This window comes from Arthrobacter sp. OV608, from assembly GCA_900110595.1.
In the GTDB taxonomy this organism is placed as follows: Bacteria; Actinomycetota; Actinomycetes; order Actinomycetales; family Micrococcaceae; genus Arthrobacter.
Genome location: FOEZ01000014.1, coordinates 57,130 through 73,568, shown reverse-complemented (window position 1 = coordinate 73,568; position 16,439 = coordinate 57,130). Strand labels below are relative to the sequence as shown.

At 65.1% G+C, this 16,439-nt stretch carries 15 protein-coding genes and 1 tRNA gene; 11 read left to right on the top strand and 5 right to left on the bottom strand.

Annotated elements, in window-relative coordinates; all coding sequences use genetic code 11:
• The first annotated feature begins 5 nt into the window (after positions 1-5).
• Entirely contained in the window at positions 6-1,187 is a 1,182-nt protein-coding gene (locus BMX78_RS16940) for a cation:proton antiporter (RefSeq protein ID WP_091421825.1), read from the top strand.
• A 13-nt stretch (positions 1,188-1,200) separates the two neighbouring features.
• On the opposite strand, the gene dcd is transcribed toward BMX78_RS16940, so the two are convergent.
• Positions 1,201-1,776: a dCTP deaminase gene (gene dcd, locus BMX78_RS16935; RefSeq protein ID WP_091421821.1), complete on the bottom strand. Its 576-nt coding sequence runs from the start codon at positions 1,774-1,776 to the stop codon at positions 1,201-1,203.
• Between the two features lie 133 nt (positions 1,777-1,909).
• Here dcd and BMX78_RS16930 point away from each other — a divergent pair, with 133 nt between their 5' ends.
• A complete protein-coding gene (locus BMX78_RS16930; protein ID WP_286139091.1) occupies positions 1,910-3,712 on the top strand; it encodes a CAP domain-containing protein in 1,803 nt (600 codons plus the stop codon).
• Positions 3,713-3,716: 4 nt separating this feature from the next.
• Here the strand turns inward: BMX78_RS16930 and BMX78_RS16925 are convergent, their stop codons facing one another.
• The gene (locus BMX78_RS16925) at positions 3,717-4,178 is read right to left on the bottom strand and encodes an SRPBCC family protein (RefSeq protein ID WP_091421816.1); all 462 of its coding nucleotides are present in this window, start codon (positions 4,176-4,178) and stop codon (positions 3,717-3,719) included.
• On the opposite strand from BMX78_RS16925, the gene BMX78_RS22820 reads away from it, so the two are divergent.
• The 4 genes from BMX78_RS22820 (at position 4,172) to BMX78_RS16915 (ending at position 5,913) form a co-directional block, all read left to right on the top strand.
• A complete protein-coding gene (locus BMX78_RS22820) occupies positions 4,172-4,381 on the top strand; it encodes a hypothetical protein (protein ID WP_139205007.1) in 210 nt (69 codons plus the stop codon). The two genes, BMX78_RS16925 and BMX78_RS22820, sit on opposite strands and share 7 nt — an antisense overlap.
• Positions 4,382-4,411: 30 nt before the next feature.
• A tRNA-Gly gene (locus tag BMX78_RS16920) sits at positions 4,412-4,485 on the top strand.
• Between the two features lie 136 nt (positions 4,486-4,621).
• Positions 4,622-4,762: a hypothetical protein gene (locus tag BMX78_RS23180; protein ID WP_167344651.1), complete on the top strand. Its 141-nt coding sequence runs from the start codon at positions 4,622-4,624 to the stop codon at positions 4,760-4,762.
• Positions 4,759-5,913, top strand: coding sequence for a N(5)-(carboxyethyl)ornithine synthase (locus BMX78_RS16915; RefSeq protein WP_091421813.1), 1,155 nt, complete (start codon positions 4,759-4,761; stop codon positions 5,911-5,913). The genes BMX78_RS23180 and BMX78_RS16915 overlap by 4 nt, the downstream gene beginning before the upstream one ends.
• 7 nt (positions 5,914-5,920) lie before the next feature.
• Here BMX78_RS16915 and BMX78_RS16910 read toward each other — a convergent pair whose 3' ends face one another.
• Positions 5,921-7,306: an MFS transporter gene (locus BMX78_RS16910; protein ID WP_091421811.1), complete on the bottom strand. Its 1,386-nt coding sequence runs from the start codon at positions 7,304-7,306 to the stop codon at positions 5,921-5,923.
• A 144-nt stretch (positions 7,307-7,450) separates the two neighbouring features.
• Between BMX78_RS16910 and BMX78_RS16905 the strand changes: the two genes are divergently transcribed.
• The 4 genes from BMX78_RS16905 to BMX78_RS16890 all read left to right on the top strand — a co-directional run bounded on the left by BMX78_RS16905 (position 7,451) and on the right by BMX78_RS16890 (position 10,019).
• A complete protein-coding gene (locus tag BMX78_RS16905) occupies positions 7,451-8,305 on the top strand; it encodes a LysR substrate-binding domain-containing protein (protein ID WP_091421809.1) in 855 nt (284 codons plus the stop codon).
• A 38-nt stretch (positions 8,306-8,343) separates the two neighbouring features.
• Positions 8,344-8,721, top strand: a complete 378-nt coding sequence (locus BMX78_RS16900) for a hypothetical protein (protein WP_139205005.1) — start codon at positions 8,344-8,346, stop codon at positions 8,719-8,721.
• Positions 8,718-9,590, top strand: a complete 873-nt coding sequence (locus BMX78_RS16895) for an alpha/beta fold hydrolase (protein ID WP_091421804.1) — start codon at positions 8,718-8,720, stop codon at positions 9,588-9,590. The genes BMX78_RS16900 and BMX78_RS16895 overlap by 4 nt, the downstream gene beginning before the upstream one ends.
• Before the next feature lie 111 nt (positions 9,591-9,701).
• On the top strand, positions 9,702-10,019 hold the full coding sequence (locus BMX78_RS16890) for a hypothetical protein (protein ID WP_091421801.1): 318 nt from the start codon (positions 9,702-9,704) through the stop codon (positions 10,017-10,019).
• Positions 10,020-10,106: 87 nt separating this feature from the next.
• Here BMX78_RS16890 and BMX78_RS16885 read toward each other — a convergent pair whose 3' ends face one another.
• The gene (locus BMX78_RS16885) at positions 10,107-13,625 is read right to left on the bottom strand and encodes a bifunctional proline dehydrogenase/L-glutamate gamma-semialdehyde dehydrogenase (protein ID WP_091421798.1); all 3,519 of its coding nucleotides are present in this window, start codon (positions 13,623-13,625) and stop codon (positions 10,107-10,109) included.
• A 272-nt stretch (positions 13,626-13,897) separates the two neighbouring features.
• Positions 13,898-15,361, bottom strand: coding sequence for an amino acid permease (locus tag BMX78_RS16880; RefSeq protein ID WP_091421794.1), 1,464 nt, complete (start codon positions 15,359-15,361; stop codon positions 13,898-13,900).
• A 152-nt stretch (positions 15,362-15,513) separates the two neighbouring features.
• Here BMX78_RS16880 and BMX78_RS16875 point away from each other — a divergent pair, with 152 nt between their 5' ends.
• Positions 15,514-16,428 carry a LysR family transcriptional regulator gene (locus BMX78_RS16875; RefSeq protein ID WP_091421792.1) on the top strand — a complete coding sequence of 305 codons (915 nt, stop codon included), beginning with the start codon at positions 15,514-15,516 and terminating at the stop codon, positions 16,426-16,428.
• Positions 16,429-16,439 lie beyond the last annotated feature (11 nt).

Genomic DNA, 16,439 nt, shown 5'->3' with positions numbered 1-16,439 from the left:
ACGCCATGGACCCGTTGGCCCTGACCCTCATCGAACTGGGGGCCGTTGTGTTCTGCCTCGGCCTTTTGGCCAGGCTGGCCGGACGGATCGGAATGTCGCCCATCCCGCTCTATCTGCTGGGCGGACTGGCTTTCGGGGCCGGCGGGATCGTCAAGCTCGAGGGTATGCACGAGTTTGCGCACCTCTCCGGGGAAATCGGTGTGATCCTGCTGCTGCTTATGCTCGGGCTGGAATATACAGCCGCCGAGCTTTTCACCGGGCTGCGCCGCTCGTGGCAGGCCGGTGTGCTGGACCTTGTACTGAACTTCCTGCCGGGCGCCGCCCTGGCCCTGTTCCTGGGCTGGGGCGGCGTGGGAGCCATGGTGATGGGCGGCGTCACCTACATCTCCTCATCAGGAATTGCGGCCAAGGTCATCACTGACCTTGGCCGTCTCGGTAACCGCGAGACACCCGTTGTGCTGTCCATCCTGGTATTCGAAGACCTTGCTATGGCTGTCTACCTGCCCATCCTCACGGCCATGCTGGCAGGGGTGAGTTTCCTGGGCGGCCTCACCACCGTGGGCATCGCGCTGGCCGTGGTGAGCCTGGTGCTGATGGTGGCGCTGCGGCACGGACACCGGGTGTCCAAGGCGGTGCACAGCGAGAACTCGGAGGTCTTCCTCCTCAACGTCCTGGGCGCGGCCCTGCTGGTGGCGGGTGTCGCGTCTGCCATGCAGGTGTCCGCGGCAGTGGGGGCCTTTATGCTCGGCATCGCCATTTCAGGCGCCACGGCCCATAACGCCACACGCATCCTGGAACCGCTGCGGGACCTGTTCGCCGCCATCTTTTTTGTGGCGTTCGGCCTGAACACAGATCCCACGTCCATCCCGCCAGTGCTCGGCTGGGCCCTGGTGCTGGCAGTCATCACCGCAGCCACCAAGATGGTGACGGGCGTGTGGGCTGCCAAGCGTGCCGGCATTGCCCGCCCCGGGCGCGTCCGCGCCGGGGCGACGCTCGTAGCCCGGGGCGAATTCTCGATCGTGATTGCCGGACTCGCGGTGGCCTCCGGCGCTGTCACTCATGAGCTGGCAGCCCTGGCCACTGCCTATGTGCTGCTGATGGCCGTTGTTGGCCCGCTCGCCGCCCGTTATGTGGAGCCGCTGGTCAAGCCCCTGCTGCGGCCCGTGAGGGTGGCTGCCAAAGCCTAGGTCGCGCCTGGTACTAGATTGCCGTGCGGTGGAAGTTCAGGTGGCTGCGGCTGGCTGTTGGTCCCCGCTGGCCCTGGTACCGGTTGCCGTAGTCGCCCTGGCCGTAGGGGTACGCGGCCGCAGACGTCAGGCGGAAGAAGCAGAGCTGGCCGATTTTCATGCCCGGCCACAGCTTGATGGGCAGAGTTGCCATGTTGGACAGTTCCAGGGTGACATGCCCTGAGAAACCGGGGTCGATGAACCCCGCCGTGGAGTGCGTCAGCAGTCCAAGCCGCCCCAGCGAGGACTTGCCTTCCAGACGCGCGGCAATGTCATCGGGCAGGGTGACAGTTTCATAGGTTGAGCCGAGGACGAACTCGCCGGGGTGCAGGATGAAGGGTTCGTTCTGTTCCACCTCCACCAGGCGGGTCAGTTCCGGCTGCTCTTCCGCGGGATCGATGTGCGCGTACTTGTGGTTGTCGAACAGGCGGAAGAACTTATCGATCCGCACATCCACGGACGACGGCTGGACCATCGCCGGATCGTACGGTTCAAGAACGATCCGCTGGGAGTCAATTTCGGCACGAATATCGCGGTCAGAGATCAGCACCGTCCCAAATTACCGTATCGGTTATCCACAGCCGCATTCTTTCGTTGTTGCTGTGGTCTGGTGGGGCTAATGTTGCCTCAGTGATTAAGGCGCCGGATGGTCTCCCGGATGGCCCAACAGAGCTGGGGATGTTGTGAATAAATTAGTAGCGCCCGCTTTTATTGGCGTGCTCTGTTCCATAGCGCTGGTCTCCTCTTCCGTGGGAGGCCTTCCCGCACCGTTGCCGGCCAGCCAGTTGGCCGCTGCAGGTTCACACGGTGTCACCTTGGGCCCGGCAACGGTCGACGACGCCGCAGCCCTTCGACGCGACCCTTCAGCCTTGGCCCCGCTCACCCCCGCCGTGGATCCTGACATCCGGCCGGCCTCCCCGTCCGGGCCCGGTGCGCTGACAACGCAACCTGGCCCATCCCAGCCTGTTACAGCCCAGCCTCTTGCCGGCCAGCAACCCACCGGACAGCAGGTTACGGAGCAGCCCCTTGCCGGGCAGCAACCCACAGCTCCGGCCGGAACCGAGGCACTGGCAGCGCCCGCCACAACCTCCCTCGAACCTGCACCGGCGGTGCCCTCGATTCCGCCGCTTTGGGCACCTGATGAAGAACTGGGAGCGCCCGCAACCACCCGGCTTGCGGCGCCTGAATCCACTCAAACCCTGCCCGCGCCAGAGGCCCTGGTGCCGGACAACAACGCGGCGGCAGTCCTCACCGTGTTCAACAGGATCAACGAATACAGGGTGTCCAAAGGCCTGAACCCGGTTAAATACCACCCCACGGTGGCGGGCTTGGCGCAAGAATGGTCGGACAGCATCGCCGCACGCGAGGTGATTGAGCACCGCGCCAACTTCTGGACCGACCCCCGTGCCATGAATCCCAACAACGGCGCCGGCGAAGTCATTGCCATCCGCACGGACCGGGACGCCGCGCAGCTGGTGGAGTGGTGGAAGGGGTCGCCCGGCCACAATGCCATGCTGCTCGATCCGCGCTTCAACGTGATGGGTGCCGGAATTTCCTACACCAACTCCACCTACCAGATCTGGGGCGTGGTGAACTTCTTCGGCTACACCACCCTTCCCGCCGGCACCGTCAATTCCCCCGGCGGCGCGGGGTCCGGCGGCACCGGGTCCGGAGGTGCTTTCCCACTGCCCGCGCCGAGCATGTGTGATGCTCCCGTCCGGCACATGCCGCCCACACTGGACCTCTCCGCGGCGGCAATCAAGGGACCGGGTGACCTTGTGACGGTAGATTCCGGCGGCCAGCTCCTGGCCAGGGCCGCCACGGGCGCACGCACCTTCGCGGCAGCCAAAGTCATTGGCTCCGGCTTCACGGGAGCCAAGGAAGTCTTCACCCCGGACTGGGACCGTGACGGCGCCTTCGACCTCCTGACGCAATGGACCAACGGAACGCTGACCCTGCACCGCGGCATCGCTGCCGGAGGCTTCCAGTCCCCCGTTACCCTCGGGAACGGAGGATGGGACACCCTGACTCTCGCCGTGGGCGGCTGGTGCGCCAACAACCGGCTTCCCCAGATCCTTGCCCTCGACGGCGCCGGGAACCTGTACCTCTATCCGAACAAGGGCACGGGCGACCTCTCCGAACGCACCCTGGTGGGCGGCATCGGTGCCGCGCGGAAGTTGTCCATGGCGGATTACGACGCCGACGGGTTCCAGGACGTGCTGGCGCTCCGCGCCGACGGCTCGGTCCAGCTTTACCGCGGCTGGGGCACCACCGCTTTACGGGCCGAGGCCAGGCCCACCGTGGCCACCGGCTGGGCCGACGTTACGGGCATCCGGCCGCTGAAGGACGTTACCGGGCTGAACTCCACAGGCCTTGCCCTGCGCCGGGCCAACGACGTTGTGCAGTACTGGGACCTGACCTCGGGAAGCCTCGCCTCGCCGTCGAACATTCCCGGCCCCTGGGCCGGACAGCGGCTGGCGCAGTGAGCGGCTAGATGGCCGGCTGGAGTTCCAGGACGTCTTTGAGGCGCTCCAGCTGGGCCACTTCGGCGCAGAGGCTCCGCTGGAGCATAGTGCTCAGGAAGCCGAGCCTGTTCAGGAATCCGAGCGGCCCTTCCGGCTGGGCTTCTAAGGCAAACCGGACCCTGGTCCCCGCGGTTTCCGTGCTCAGGTAATAGCCGCCGGACCGGATCGCAGGACCCGACGTCACCTGGAACTGGATTTCGGCTCCGGGCCTGGCGCTGGTGATTTCCAGGTCTGCCGGGATGCTGAGGCCGGACCGGCCCGCCACCATCTGCCGGTAGACGGCACCCTTGGCTCCCTCGGATCCATCCACCAGCTTGACCCTGCGGACGCCGTCACGCCAGAGCGGAAGATTGGTGGCGTCAAGCAGGTACAGGTACACAGCCATGGCGTCACGCCGGATGAGGACCTCATGCTCTGCGAATGCCATCGGGATCTTTCGTGGTTGACGTCGGCCTGCCGCGCAGCTGCACCCCCCGGCACCGCAGCTACCGGATCAGGTTAGCCAGCGCTCCGTATGCCTACCTAGCCAGCGCCGTGGACGTTATTGAAGAGTTACTGCATGACGTCCCGGTGACCGGACACGCGCCGTTTGCGTGCCGCCTGGACGGCCCGCCGGCACATCTGCGCTAAGCTATGTTCTGCCCCTGAAACGGGGGCGCTGCGGCTGTAGCTCAATGGTAGAGCGCTAGCTTCCCAAGCTTGATACGCGGGTTCGATTCCCGTCAGCCGCTCCACTTTGCGCCCGCGCTGCCACGCCCGGACCTCCTGTACCGCGGCTCCGCCTATCTTGCTGAACACCCCGGAGTCATTAGGTCCCCGGGTGTATGGTCAGAGGTCAGGAACCTCTTCGGTTCCGCTATAGGAGCAAACATGGCTGACAAGTCCCCGCGTCAAGCAGCATCCAAAAAGTCCGGCAAGTCCATCAAGGAAAAGCGCGCAGACAAGAAGGCCGCCGCGGCGCCGGCCAGCTCCCTGGACATCACGTCCAGCAAGGCCGCCAAGAAAAAGTGACCGCCCCTGAAAACAAGCTGACCCTGGGCGTCCTGGCTTCCACCCGAAAGCCTGCCGAGCGGCGGCTCCCCATCCATCCGTTGCATTTTGAGCGCATCGAGCCCGAAGTACGGCGGAATATCATCCTTGAGCAAGGCTACGGCGAGCGCTTCGGCATCCCGGATGCGCACCTGTCCACCCTGGTGGGCAGGATGGCGGGCCGGGAGGAGCTGCTGGAAAGTGCCGACGTCGTACTCCTGCCCAAGCCTCAGCCGGAGGACCTCGCCGAGCTGCGGGACGGGCAGGTCCTCTGGGGCTGGCCGCACTGTGTCCAGGACCGTGCCATCACCCAATTGGCCATCGACAAAAAGCTGACTCTGATCGCTTTCGAGGCCATGAACCACTGGGCCAGTGATGGTGGTTTCGGCCTCCACGTTTTCCACAAGAACAACGAACTGGCCGGGTACTGCTCAGTGCTGCACGCCCTGGCACTGACCGGTTCCACCGGCGACTACGGACGGCGGCTCAGCGCTGTGGTGATCGGTTTCGGGGCCACCGCCCGTGGGGCAGTCACCGCGCTGAATGCCCACGGCGTCCACGATGTCCAGGTCCTCACCAACCGCGGGGTGGCCGCCGTCGGCGCCCCCATCCATTCGGTTAAGATCGTCCAGTTTGATCACGACGACGAAGCACCCTTCCTGAGCCAGGTCATCACTGAGCGGGGCCGGGTTCCATTGGCGCCTTTCCTTGCCGAGAGTGACATCGTGGTCAACTGCACCTTGCAGGACCCCAACAGCCCCCTCACCTACTTGCAGACTGACGATCTCGCAGCCTTTGCCCCAGGGAGCCTGATCGTTGACGTATCCTGCGACGAAGGGATGGGGTTCAGCTGGGCCAGGTCCACCACGTTCGCGGAGCCAATGTTCACCGTCGGTGACCACATCAACTACTACGCGGTGGACCACAGCCCGTCGTATCTCTGGAACTCCGCCACGTGGGAGATCAGCCAGGCCCTGCTGCCGTTCCTGGCCACCGTTATGGACGGCCCGGAAGCCTGGGCGCAGAACGACACCATCGCCCGGGCCATCGAGATCCGCGACGGAGTGGTCCGGAACAAGGATGTCCTGGAGTTCCAGAAGCGGGAAGCCGCCTACCCGCACGCTGCCCTGTAATCCGCGGTCAGGCCGCCGTCGCCTTGCTGACGATGCTCACGGGGTGGCGGCGGTCCTTGAAGCTGACCTTCAGCAGCAGCGAGCCCTTCCGGGCCAGGATCACGGCGACCGTCAGGGCGGCTAGCGCCGGGATTCCCCCGGCCACCAGCAGTGCCGCGTGCGGGCTGACGTGCTCGGACAGCCAGCCGAGCATCGGCCCACCAATGGCCTGGCCACCGATCAGCACCATGATGTAAAGGCTCATGACCCGGCCCCGGATCCGCATGTTTGAGCTCACCTGGACCAGCTGGTTGGAGCCGGTCAGGAACATCAGGCACCAGAATCCGGACAGCACCATCACGGAGCCAAACACAGGCATGGACGGCGCGATGGCCGCGAGGCAGAGCATCACGCCGTACATCCCGGCGCAGAACACCACCGAACGCAGCCGCAGGTGCCGCCGCCGGGTGGATGCCACGGCTCCGGCGAGGGCTCCGAGCGCCACGAGGGCGTTCAGGAGTCCGTAGCCTCCGGCCCCGACGTCGAAGACGTGGTCGGCAAACGCGGCCAGGACCACGGGCAGGCTCATGGCGAACACTGCAATGAACCCGGCCATCAGCCATGGCCAGTAGATGGTGGGCTTGCTGAGCGCGTAGCTCAATCCTTCGCGCAGCATCCCCTTGCTCTTCGGTGCCGGGGCGCTGACAAACAACCGGTCCTTCCGCAGGATCAGGAGCATGGCCACCGTGGAGCAGCAGGCGGCGGCATTGCCGGCGAAAGCCCACCCTGCACCGACTGCGGTGAGAAGCCACCCGGCCAGGGCCGGACCAATCAGGCCGCCCAGTTGGAAGGTAGTGGAGTTCACGCTGATCGCATTGCGCAGGTAGGTGGGTCCCACCAGTTCGTTGACGAACACCTGCCGGGCCGGCTGGTCCAGCACGGTGACCAGGCCAAGGACCAGCGCAATAACGTAGACGTGCCACACCTGGACGGCTCCCGTCAGCGCAAGGATGGCGAGGGCCCCGGCCAGGAGCGCGGCCATGCTTTGGCACAGGATGAGGATCTTCCGCTTGGCAAACCGGTCCGCGATCATGCCTCCCCACGGTCCCAGCAGGAGGGAGGGCAGGAACTGCAGCGCCACCGTAAAGCCCACCGCAGTCACGGATCCGGAAAGCTGCAGGACCATCCAGTCCTGGGCAATGCGCTGCATCCAGATGGCGATCACTGCAATGAAGTGCCCAACCGCGAAGATCCTGAAGTTGGGCACCGTCAGCGAGATAAAGGTGTGCTTCCACGGCAGGCGTTCAGGGACGACGGCGAGGGGCTGGGTCTGGTGGTCCGGCGGCGGCGCGGAGGCGGCTGAGTCGATGACGGGCTGGGTGACGGTTGCCGATGACGGCGGTGGGGGTGCCACAGGAGTGTCCTCAAATTGGGGTCGGTCCGGGATGTCCTTAACGCTAGGCTGGGGCAGCGGGATTATGGAGACGTATTGTCCCTATAACTCGTATTGCGAAGCGCAATGCTGCCGATGTCCCCACTCACGCCCTTGGAGTCCCCAGTGTTTGAACCCGCCCAGCTGCGCTCCTTCCTGGCGGTGGCCGAAACCCTCAGTTTTACTAAGGCAGCTGAACGGCTGGGCCTGGCCCAGCCCACCGTCAGCCAGCATGTCCGCAAGCTGGAAACGGCGGCCAAGCGGGTGTTGGTCACCCGGGACACCCGGGACGTCCGCCTCACGGATAACGGCGATGCGATGGCCGGGTTTGCCCGGAATATCCTCTCCGCCCACGACGCCGCTGCCCGGTATTTCTCGGGCTCCGCCATGCGGGGCCGGCTGCGCTTCGGGACTGCCGACGACCTGGCCATCACCGGACTGCCAAGGATCCTGCGCGAATTCCGGCAGGTCTATCCGCAGATCAACCTGGAACTTACCGTCGGTCAGAGCGACCAGCTCTACCGGAAACTCAACGCCGGCCAACTGGACCTCGTGTTTGTGAAGTGGGTGGCCGGGGCCAAGGACGGCACCGTGGTGCAGCACGATTCCTTCTCCTGGGTGGGGCAGGAACAGACCGTGCTTGAGCCCGGGGCGCCGGTGCCGCTGATCGCGTACCCCTCGCCCAGCCTGAGCCGGAAACTTGCCATCGACGCACTGGAGTCCCACGGCAGGACCTGGCGCATCACATGCACCACCCGCCAGATCAGCGGCGTGCTTGCCGCAGTCCGCGCCGGAATCGGAGTGGCCGTCATGCCGTCATCCCTGGTGCCGGAGGACCTGAAGATCATCACCCGCCGCTTTGACCTGCCGGCGGTGGGCGACGTTGACTTCACCCTGATCCGCAACCCGCTGGCCAACTCCGAGGTCATCGACGCACTGACGCAATCCATTGTGGGCAGGACCATCAACCGTCCGGCCTAGGCTTGGAATCTGCGAGGCAAGCCATTACACACAAGAACGTGGGGATTCTGGTGGGAGTACGTACCAGCACAAGAGGGTGGATCAACAAACTGGCCCTTAGTGCGGCGTTCGGAACCACGTTGTCATTTGTGGTCGTTGCCGACTGGCCCTGGCCCCTCGCTTTCGGGGCCGGTGCCATCCTGTTCCTCATGGCCCAGGCACTGTGGCGCCGGAAAAGCGGAGGGAGCGGGGAGCAGTTGCCCGCAGCACCCGGTGTGGGTCTCCTGGGTGTGACCTTCGGTGCGGCAGCACTCATCATCCGGGGAACTCCGGAGGCCCTCTGGGCCGGCCCGGCCTTGGGCGTTGTTGCCTCCGTCAGCACGTACGCGTATCTCCGCCGCCTGGCGGATCGTGACGGCAGGGCATCGAGTTCATGACACCAGGCGAGGGCGTCGGGAAGCAACACCTCCTCGATGTGGGCAACGGCGTCCAGGTCAACTACTTCGATACCGGTGGGCCGGGCCTGCCGGTGGTGATTTTGCATGGGCTGGCAGGCAGCGCCACGGAATTCTTCGCAACAGCCCGCGCCTTGACCGGATTCCGGACGATTCTGGTGGAGCTGCGCGGCCATGGCCGAAGCACCACCAGCCCTGGCGACCTCTCGCGCGAAGCCTTTGTGGCCGACGTCGTCCACGTGATTGAGATGGCGGTGGCCGCTCCTGTCGCATTGGTTGGCCAGTCCATGGGCGGCCACACCGCGATGCTGGTTGCGGCGAAGCGGCCGGACCTGGTTTCCAGGCTCGTGCTGCTCGAGAGCGGCGCTGGGGGCAGCAGCCATATGGAGAATATGCAGCTCGGGGAATTCTTCCGCTCCTGGCCTGTCCCGTTCTCCAGTCGCCCGGCCGCCCGGGATTTCCTGGGACCGGGGCCGCTTGCAGAAGCATGGGCCGCTGACCTTGAAGAGAAAACCGGCGGGTATTGGCCCCGCTTCCACCCTGACGTCATGGTCGGCATCATGCACGCACTGATCCAGCCCCGGTGGAAGGAATGGCAGTCAGTGAGGGCACCGACGTTGGTGGTCTATGGCGAAAATGGAATGTTTTCTGAGGACGAGAAAACCGCATTCGTTGCGTCCCGGCCCGAGACGCAGCGGGTAGGCCTCCCGGCAGCGTCACACGACGCCCATCTTGACGCGTTTGAATCTTGGATAGCGGCGCTGAACACCTTCCTGGGAAACCCTTTGTCCCCCAAGGGAAGCGCAGATACTAAGGCCGCGGACAAGGGAAGACAACCCGGTCTCCATTGATGTCGGAAGGTTGCATCACCTATGCTGATTTTCCCAGGGTCAAGCAGATGGCCGGTTCACTAACACGAGCATGTTCCTGCGTGCCAGGTCCGTGCTCGGGACAGGCAGCCAATGACGACAGCCAAGAACACCCATCTCAGCTCCACCCACGCGCGCCAGCACAACACCCTGCGTCCACCGGCCACCCGCAGTTCAACACTCGGCTCCGGGATAGCCACCACGGACACCGGATATGTGGGAAAGCCTACCTGCGACACCTGCCGCACCGATGAATTTGTCTACCTCGAGTCCTATATTCCCCCGACGTACCGGCGGGACGGCAGCGTGGCCACTTTGGGCGAAGTCGCTTACACCTGCACCCATTGCGAACAGTTCTCCGCCCACAGTGTTCCCGTGACCTGGACCCCGCCCGGCTGGTACCTGGGCTGACGCACATTAACGAGGTCCGGTGGTTGAGCTTGTCGAAATCCAGACAAGCTCAACCACCGGACCTTATGTATGCCCTTGGAGCGGGAACTAGATCAGCGCGTCCGAGAGGTGGTTGGGTGTGCCGAACCGGTGAGCCGTGATGCTGACGGCCTGCTCATGCAGGAACGGCAGCAGCTCGACCCGGCCGGCCTCCGTGACCGCGTGGGCGTAGACGGCAAGATCGGGACGGCCGCCTGTGGCCTTAGCCAACGCAGCGGCGTCACCGCCGATCAGGCGAATCCGCGCCCCGGACAGCTTGCCCGCCAAGGCGAGGCGTTCCGCGGAAGCCAGCCACTCGGCGTCGGACTCCACGCTCACCTCGACGTCCAGCGCGGTCAGCACCGGGCGAAGCTGCGCGGGAAGTTCGACGGCGGAGGACACCGTCAGTGCCGACCCCGCCAGGACGCCGGCGGCCACAGTCCGGACCAGGTGCGCCAGCGGCGCACCTTCGGCGAGCCGTACAGTGACTGGCAGGCTCCGGTAACGGAAGATGTTGCGCTCCGCGCTGAGGCCGGACACGTCCTTGGCGGTGCCGAATTCCTCAGCCCAGGCCTGCGCGTCCGATGCCAGCGCCCGCTTGACCGACTCCAGGTCGGCAGGCTCCAACGCCGCACTGGCGGCGTTGATGATCCGGCGCACTCCGGGGTGCATGATGGGAGCGCCGGCGGTGCTGACTGCCGGGGTCCAGTCGCCCAGGCCGGCCAGGTAGTTGGGTCCGCCTGCCTTGGTGCCAGCGCCCACAGCGGACTTCTTCCAGCCGCCGAACGGCTGGCGCTGCACTATGGCGCCGGTGATGCCGCGGTTCACGTACAGGTTTCCGGCCTGGATGGTCTCCAGCCAGGTTCCGAGCTCCTCGGAGTTGAGCGAGTGCAGGCCTGCGGTGAGGCCGTACTCGATCTGGTTCTGGATGGCGATGGCCTCTTCGAGCGTGTCGGCGGTCATCACACCGAGCACCGGGCCGAAGAACTCGGTCAGGTGGAAGTAGGAACCGCGCTTGACGCCGTAGCGCACGCCCGGGCTCCAGAGCCGGCCAGTGTCATCCAACTTCTTGGGTTCAACGGCCCAGTTTTCGCCTTCGCCCAAAGTGGTGAGTGCGTTCAGGAGCTTGCCGTTGGCCGGCTCGATGATCGGGCCCATCTGGCTGGTGGGGTCCTCCGGGTAGCCCACCTTCAGGGAGGTGACGGCGTCGATCAGCTGGTTGTGGAACCGCTTGGACTTGGCCACCGAGCCCACCAGGATCACCAGTGAGGCCGCGGAGCACTTCTGGCCGGCGTGGCCGAACGCGGAGTAGGCAACGTCCTTGGCCGCCAGGTCCAGGTCCGCGCTGGGGGTGACGATGATGGCATTCTTGCCACTGGTTTCGGCAAGGAGCGGCAGGTCTTCGCGGAAGGAGCGGAACAGCTCGGCGGTTTCGTAGCCGCCGGTAAGGATCACGCGGTCCACGGCCGGGTGCGAGATCAGCTGTTTGCCGAGCTCACGCTCGCCCAACTGCACCATGGTGAGCACGTCACGGGGCACGCCGGCTTCCCACAGCGCTTCCACCATTACGGCGCCGCTGCGGGCGGCCTGCTTGGCAGGTTTGATCACGACGGCGGAGCCGGCGGCGAGTGCCGCAAGGGTGGACCCTGCGGGAATTGCGACCGGGAAGTTCCACGGCGGAGTCACAACGGTGAGCTTGGCTGGGACGAACGTGGCGCCGTCGACCGCGTCCAGCTTCCGCGCGGACTCGGCGTAGTAGTGGGCAAAGTCCACCGCTTCGCTGACCTCGGGATCGCCCTGGTCGATGGTCTTGCCGGTTTCGCTGGCCATGACCTCGAGAAGGTCGGCGCGGCGGGCCTCCAGGACCTCGCCGGCGCGGTGCAGGATCTCGGCGCGTTCGGCGCCGGACAGCGCACCCCAGGCTTTGCCCTTCTCCACGGCCGTCTGGATGACGGTGTTCAGGGTGGCCTCGTCCTTGACGGAAGCCGCTGCCACGGAGGCGTTGCCCAAGGTGGACGAGGGAACGCGCTCCAGGATGGCCCGGCCCCAGTCGCGGTTGGCGGGCAGGGATGGATCGGTGTCCGGGGTGTTCTCGAAGCCCTCATGCGGCCTGGAGACCGGTGGCAGGTTGCGGTCCTGCCGGCGGTTCGGCAGCGGAACCGTATTGTCCAGGGCGTCCAGCGAGGCAAGGAAGCGCTGCTTCTCGCGCTCGAACAGGACCTCGTTTTCGCTCAGCTCGAAGACTGCCGACATGAAGTTGTCCTGGCTGGCGCCTTCCTCGAGGCGGCGGATCAGGTAGGCGATGGCGACGTCGAACTCGGCCGGGTGCACCACCGGGGTGTAGAGCAGCAACGAGCCGACGTCCTTCTTGACGGCCTCGGCCTGGCCCTGAGCCATGCCCAGCAGCATCTCGAACTCGATGCCCTGCTGTGCGGTATCCGCGATGCCGCGCTGCTTGGCCAGAAGCCAGGCGAAGGCGATGTCGAACAGATTGTGGCCGGCCACGCCGATCCGGATGTTCTTGATCCGCTCGGGGTGCAGCGCGTAGTTGATGACGCTCTTATAGCTGGTGTCCGAGTCCTGCTTGCTGCCCCAGGTGGCCAGGGGCCAGTCATGCAGGGACGCTTCCACCTGTTCCATGGGCAGGTTGGCGCCTTTGACCACGCGGACCTTGATGGCGGCGCCGCCGTTGGCACGGCGTTCGGCAGCCCAATCCTGCAGGCGGATCATCGCGGAGAGAGCGTCGGGAAGGTAGGCCTGGAGCACGATGCCGGCTTCCAGGTTCTTGAACTCTGGCTTGTCCAGGATCCTGGTGAAGACCGCAATGGTCATGTCCAGGTCCTTGTATTCCTCCATGTCCAGGTTGATGAACTTGGCCTTTCCGCCGTTCTTGGCGAAGGAGGCGGCGCGCTGGAAGAGGGGCGTGAGCTTTTCGACGACGTGTTCCACGGCTTCGTCGAAGGCCCAGGCGGAGTGGGGGGCAACCGTAGAGGAGACCTTGATGGAGACGTAATCGACGTCGGGGCGCGCCAGCAGGGTGTGCGTGCCTTCGAGCCGGCGGGATGCCTCGTGCTCGCCGAGGACCGCCTCGCCGAGGAGGTTGACGTTGAGCTTAATGCCATCCTTGCGGATCTTGGCGATGGCCGGGCCGAGCTTGGCGTCGGTGGCGTCCACGATCAGGTGGCCCACCATCTCGCGCAGGACCTTGCGGGCGATGGGGATGACAACCTGCGGCATCACCGGGGCCATGGTCCCGCCCAGTGCCACGGCGCTGCGCATGTACCAGGGCAGGAAGGCCGGAACCTTCGGAGCCAGGGCCGCCAGGTTGCGGGCTGCCACGTTCAGGTCCTCGGGGCGGACCACGCCGTCCACGAAGCCCACGGTGAATTCCAGGCCGTTGGGGTCCTTAAGAACGCCGGCGAGCTGTTGGGCGGAGGCGTCCACCGGGACCTTGGCAGCCTCGGTGAGCCAGTGCCGGACCAGGGCGACTGCTTCGGTGGCGAGGGCCTTCGCCTGGGGGACGTCAACGTCGACGGTCTGCGGTGCGGTACCGGCTGAAGTTGCTGGTTCCATTGCAACGTGGGTCATGGTTTTCCCGATCCTTCTTTGCTGTGGGAGGAGGTCTTTTCACCAGTATGAGCTTCTACTCACATAAGATAAAGCGATGTTTTCTAAGCAATACAGGTTAGAAAAACCAATGATTCAAAAAGCGCCGCCGCCCACCTCTTGAGCACGAAAAAGGCAGGCCGTCCTCCCCCCTTGCCCTATCACTTTTGGTCCCCAAAACGGGTGCTTGGGGACCAAAAGTGATAGGGCAAAATTGGGGGCGGGACGGCCTGCCAGTGACTGGAAGAGGCGGGTCAGGCGAGGGGGCGGTGCATCTCCACGATCTCCTGATGCCGCGGGCTGTTGGGGTTCATCAGGGAGTTCCGCTTGCCGTAGAAGAAGTAGATGGCCAGGCCTATGACCAGCCAAACGATGAACCGCAGCCAGGTTTCCCAGTGCAGCTGGAACATCAGGAACGCGGAGGCCAGGACCCCGAAGGCCGGAACCAGGGGCATCAGCGGCAGGCGGAAGGAGCGGGGGGCGTCCGGGCGCTTGTAGCGGAAGATGATCACGGAAAGGCAGACGACGACGAATGCGGCCAGGATGCCGATGTTGGTCAGGTCGGCCACCGCCTTGATCGGGAAAACGCCGGCCAACAGGGCAGAGGCAATGCCGGCAATCCAGGTGACCCGCTGCGGGGTGCCGTGGCGGTCCGTCTTGGCGAACCAGCCCGGCAGGAGACCGTCCCGGCTCATGGAGAACCAGACGCGGGTGACACCCAGGAGGAAGGTCAGCATCACGGTCAGGATGGACAGCACGGCGAACACGGAGATGATGGTGGCGATGATCGGCAGGCCAACACCGGTGAAGGCTGAGGCAAAGCCGGCCTTCGGGTCGATGTCCTTGTAGTTCTGCATGCCGGTGAGGACCAGGGTGGCGGCCACATAGAGGAGCATCGCGATGATCAGGGAGAGGATGATGGCCTTGGGCATGTGCTTCTTGCCGTCGGTCGCTTCCTCTGCCGCGGTACTCATGGCGTCGTAGCCGAACACCGCGAAGAACACCGTTGCCGAGCCGGCCAGCACGGGGCCAAACCCGCTGGGCATAAACGGGTTGTAGTTGTTGGTGTCGATGTAGAAGATGCCCAGGCCGATGATGAAGAGGATCAGGACCACCTTGATGGCCACGGCCACCAGCTCAAACCGGCCGAAGGCCTTGGTGCCGCGGGACAGGATCCAGGTGACGATCAAGCAGACTGCGATGGCCGGGATGTTGACGATGCCGCCCTTGCCTTCATCGGGAGTGGACGTCATCCAAACCGGCATGTGGATACCGATGCCTGACAAGAATGCATCAAAGTAGCCGGAGATGCCGATGGCCACCACAGCCACGATGGCAATGTATTCGAGCAGCAGGTCCCAGCCGATGAACCAGCCGATCACCTCGCCCAGCGCAACGTATCCGTACGTATAAGCAGAGCCGGCGCGGGGAATCATGCCGGCGAACTCTGCGTAGGAAAGCGCGGCCGCGGCAGAGGCGAGGCCTGCGATCAGGAAGGAAATCAGCACCGCGGGCCCCACCCCGGGTGTTCCTTCGCTGCCTGCTGCCACCAGTCCGGCAAGGGAGAAGATGCCGACGCCGATGATGCCGCCGACGCCGATTGCCGTCAGCTGCCACAGCCCGAGTGACTTGAAGAGGCCACTGTGTTTGTTTTCTTCCTCGATGTCATCGATCGGTTTGCGCCGCATGATCGACTGGGTCATGTCTCTACTGCTCATCAGGAACTCCTGCTTGGGTGCTTCCCCGTCACGGCGCGCGAAGAATCGCTTGTGACGGGGGTAACTCGGTCCCAACAGTATGCAAGGGTGCTTGCGTTAGATAAAGTGACTACTTCTAACCTATATTCATTAGTTCCGGTAAGGATTCCCTCATGCTTGACGTCCGCCGGCTCCGCCTGCTCCGGGAATTAAGCATCCGGGGGACGCTGGCGGAGGTGGCCGAGGCGCTGCAGTACAGCCCGTCGTCCGTATCGCAGCAGCTGGCCCTGCTCGAGAAAGAAGTGGGCGTGGAACTGCTTCGCAAAACGGGGAGGCGGGTCCAGCTCACGCCGCAGGCAGAAGTACTGGTGGCGCATACCGCGAACCTGCTCGAAACCATGGAGCAGGCCGAGGCGGACCTCGCCGCTTCCCTCACCACCGTCACGGGGACAGTCCGGATCGCCGTTTTCCAGTCTGCGGCCCTGGCCCTGATGCCGGACACCCTGACGAGGATGGCCAAGGCCTATCCCGAGGTCAGGATCGAAATGATCCAGCGCGAGCCCGAAACGGCGCTGCACGAAACCTGGGCGCGCGACTTCGATCTGGTTATTGCCGAGCAGTATCCGGGCCATGCCGCCCCGCGCTATCCGCAACTGGACCGCGTCAAGCTGACCACCGATGCCATCCGACTGGCTGTTCCCCCGGCGTCCGACGGCGGCCCCTCCATCCGTTCGCTGGAGGACACCGCGGAGCTCGCCTGGGTCATGGAACCGAGGGGTGCCGCGTCCCGCCATTGGGCCGAGCAGGCCTGCCGGAGCGCCGGGTTCGAGCCTGACGTACGCTTCGAAACGGCGGACCTGCAGGCCCAGGCCCGCCTGATCGAGTCCGGCAACGCGGTGGCCCTGATGCCGGACCTGGTGTGGACCGGCCGTGGCACCACAGCCCAGCTGCTGGAGCTTCCGGGCAAACCGCACCGCACCGTCTTTACGTCCGTCCGCCGCTCCAGCGCCCAGAGGCCGGCCATCCTGGCCGCGCGGGAGACGCTCGCTGCAGCAGCCGCGGCGCTGGCAAGGAACGACGGCGCGTGACCGCCGCCGTC

Excerpts from the sequence above, each read along its gene's own strand:
- BMX78_RS16875 (WP_091421792.1), top strand. The coding sequence starts at position 15,514 with ATGCTTGACGTCCGCCGGCTCCGCCTGCTCCGGGAATTAAGCATCCGG.
- BMX78_RS23180 (WP_167344651.1), top strand. The coding sequence starts at position 4,622 with ATGGCTGACAAGTCCCCGCGTCAAGCAGCATCCAAAAAGTCCGGCAAG.
- BMX78_RS16880 (WP_091421794.1), bottom strand. The coding sequence starts at position 15,361 with ATGAGCAGTAGAGACATGACCCAGTCGATCATGCGGCGCAAACCGATC.
- BMX78_RS16890 (WP_091421801.1), top strand. The coding sequence starts at position 9,702 with ATGACGACAGCCAAGAACACCCATCTCAGCTCCACCCACGCGCGCCAG.
- BMX78_RS16885 (WP_091421798.1), bottom strand. The coding sequence starts at position 13,625 with ATGACCCACGTTGCAATGGAACCAGCAACTTCAGCCGGTACCGCACCG.
- BMX78_RS16895 (WP_091421804.1), top strand. The coding sequence starts at position 8,718 with ATGACACCAGGCGAGGGCGTCGGGAAGCAACACCTCCTCGATGTGGGC.
- BMX78_RS16940 (WP_091421825.1), top strand. The coding sequence starts at position 6 with ATGGACCCGTTGGCCCTGACCCTCATCGAACTGGGGGCCGTTGTGTTC.
- BMX78_RS22820 (WP_139205007.1), top strand. The coding sequence starts at position 4,172 with ATGCCATCGGGATCTTTCGTGGTTGACGTCGGCCTGCCGCGCAGCTGC.
- BMX78_RS16925 (WP_091421816.1), bottom strand. The coding sequence starts at position 4,178 with ATGGCATTCGCAGAGCATGAGGTCCTCATCCGGCGTGACGCCATGGCT.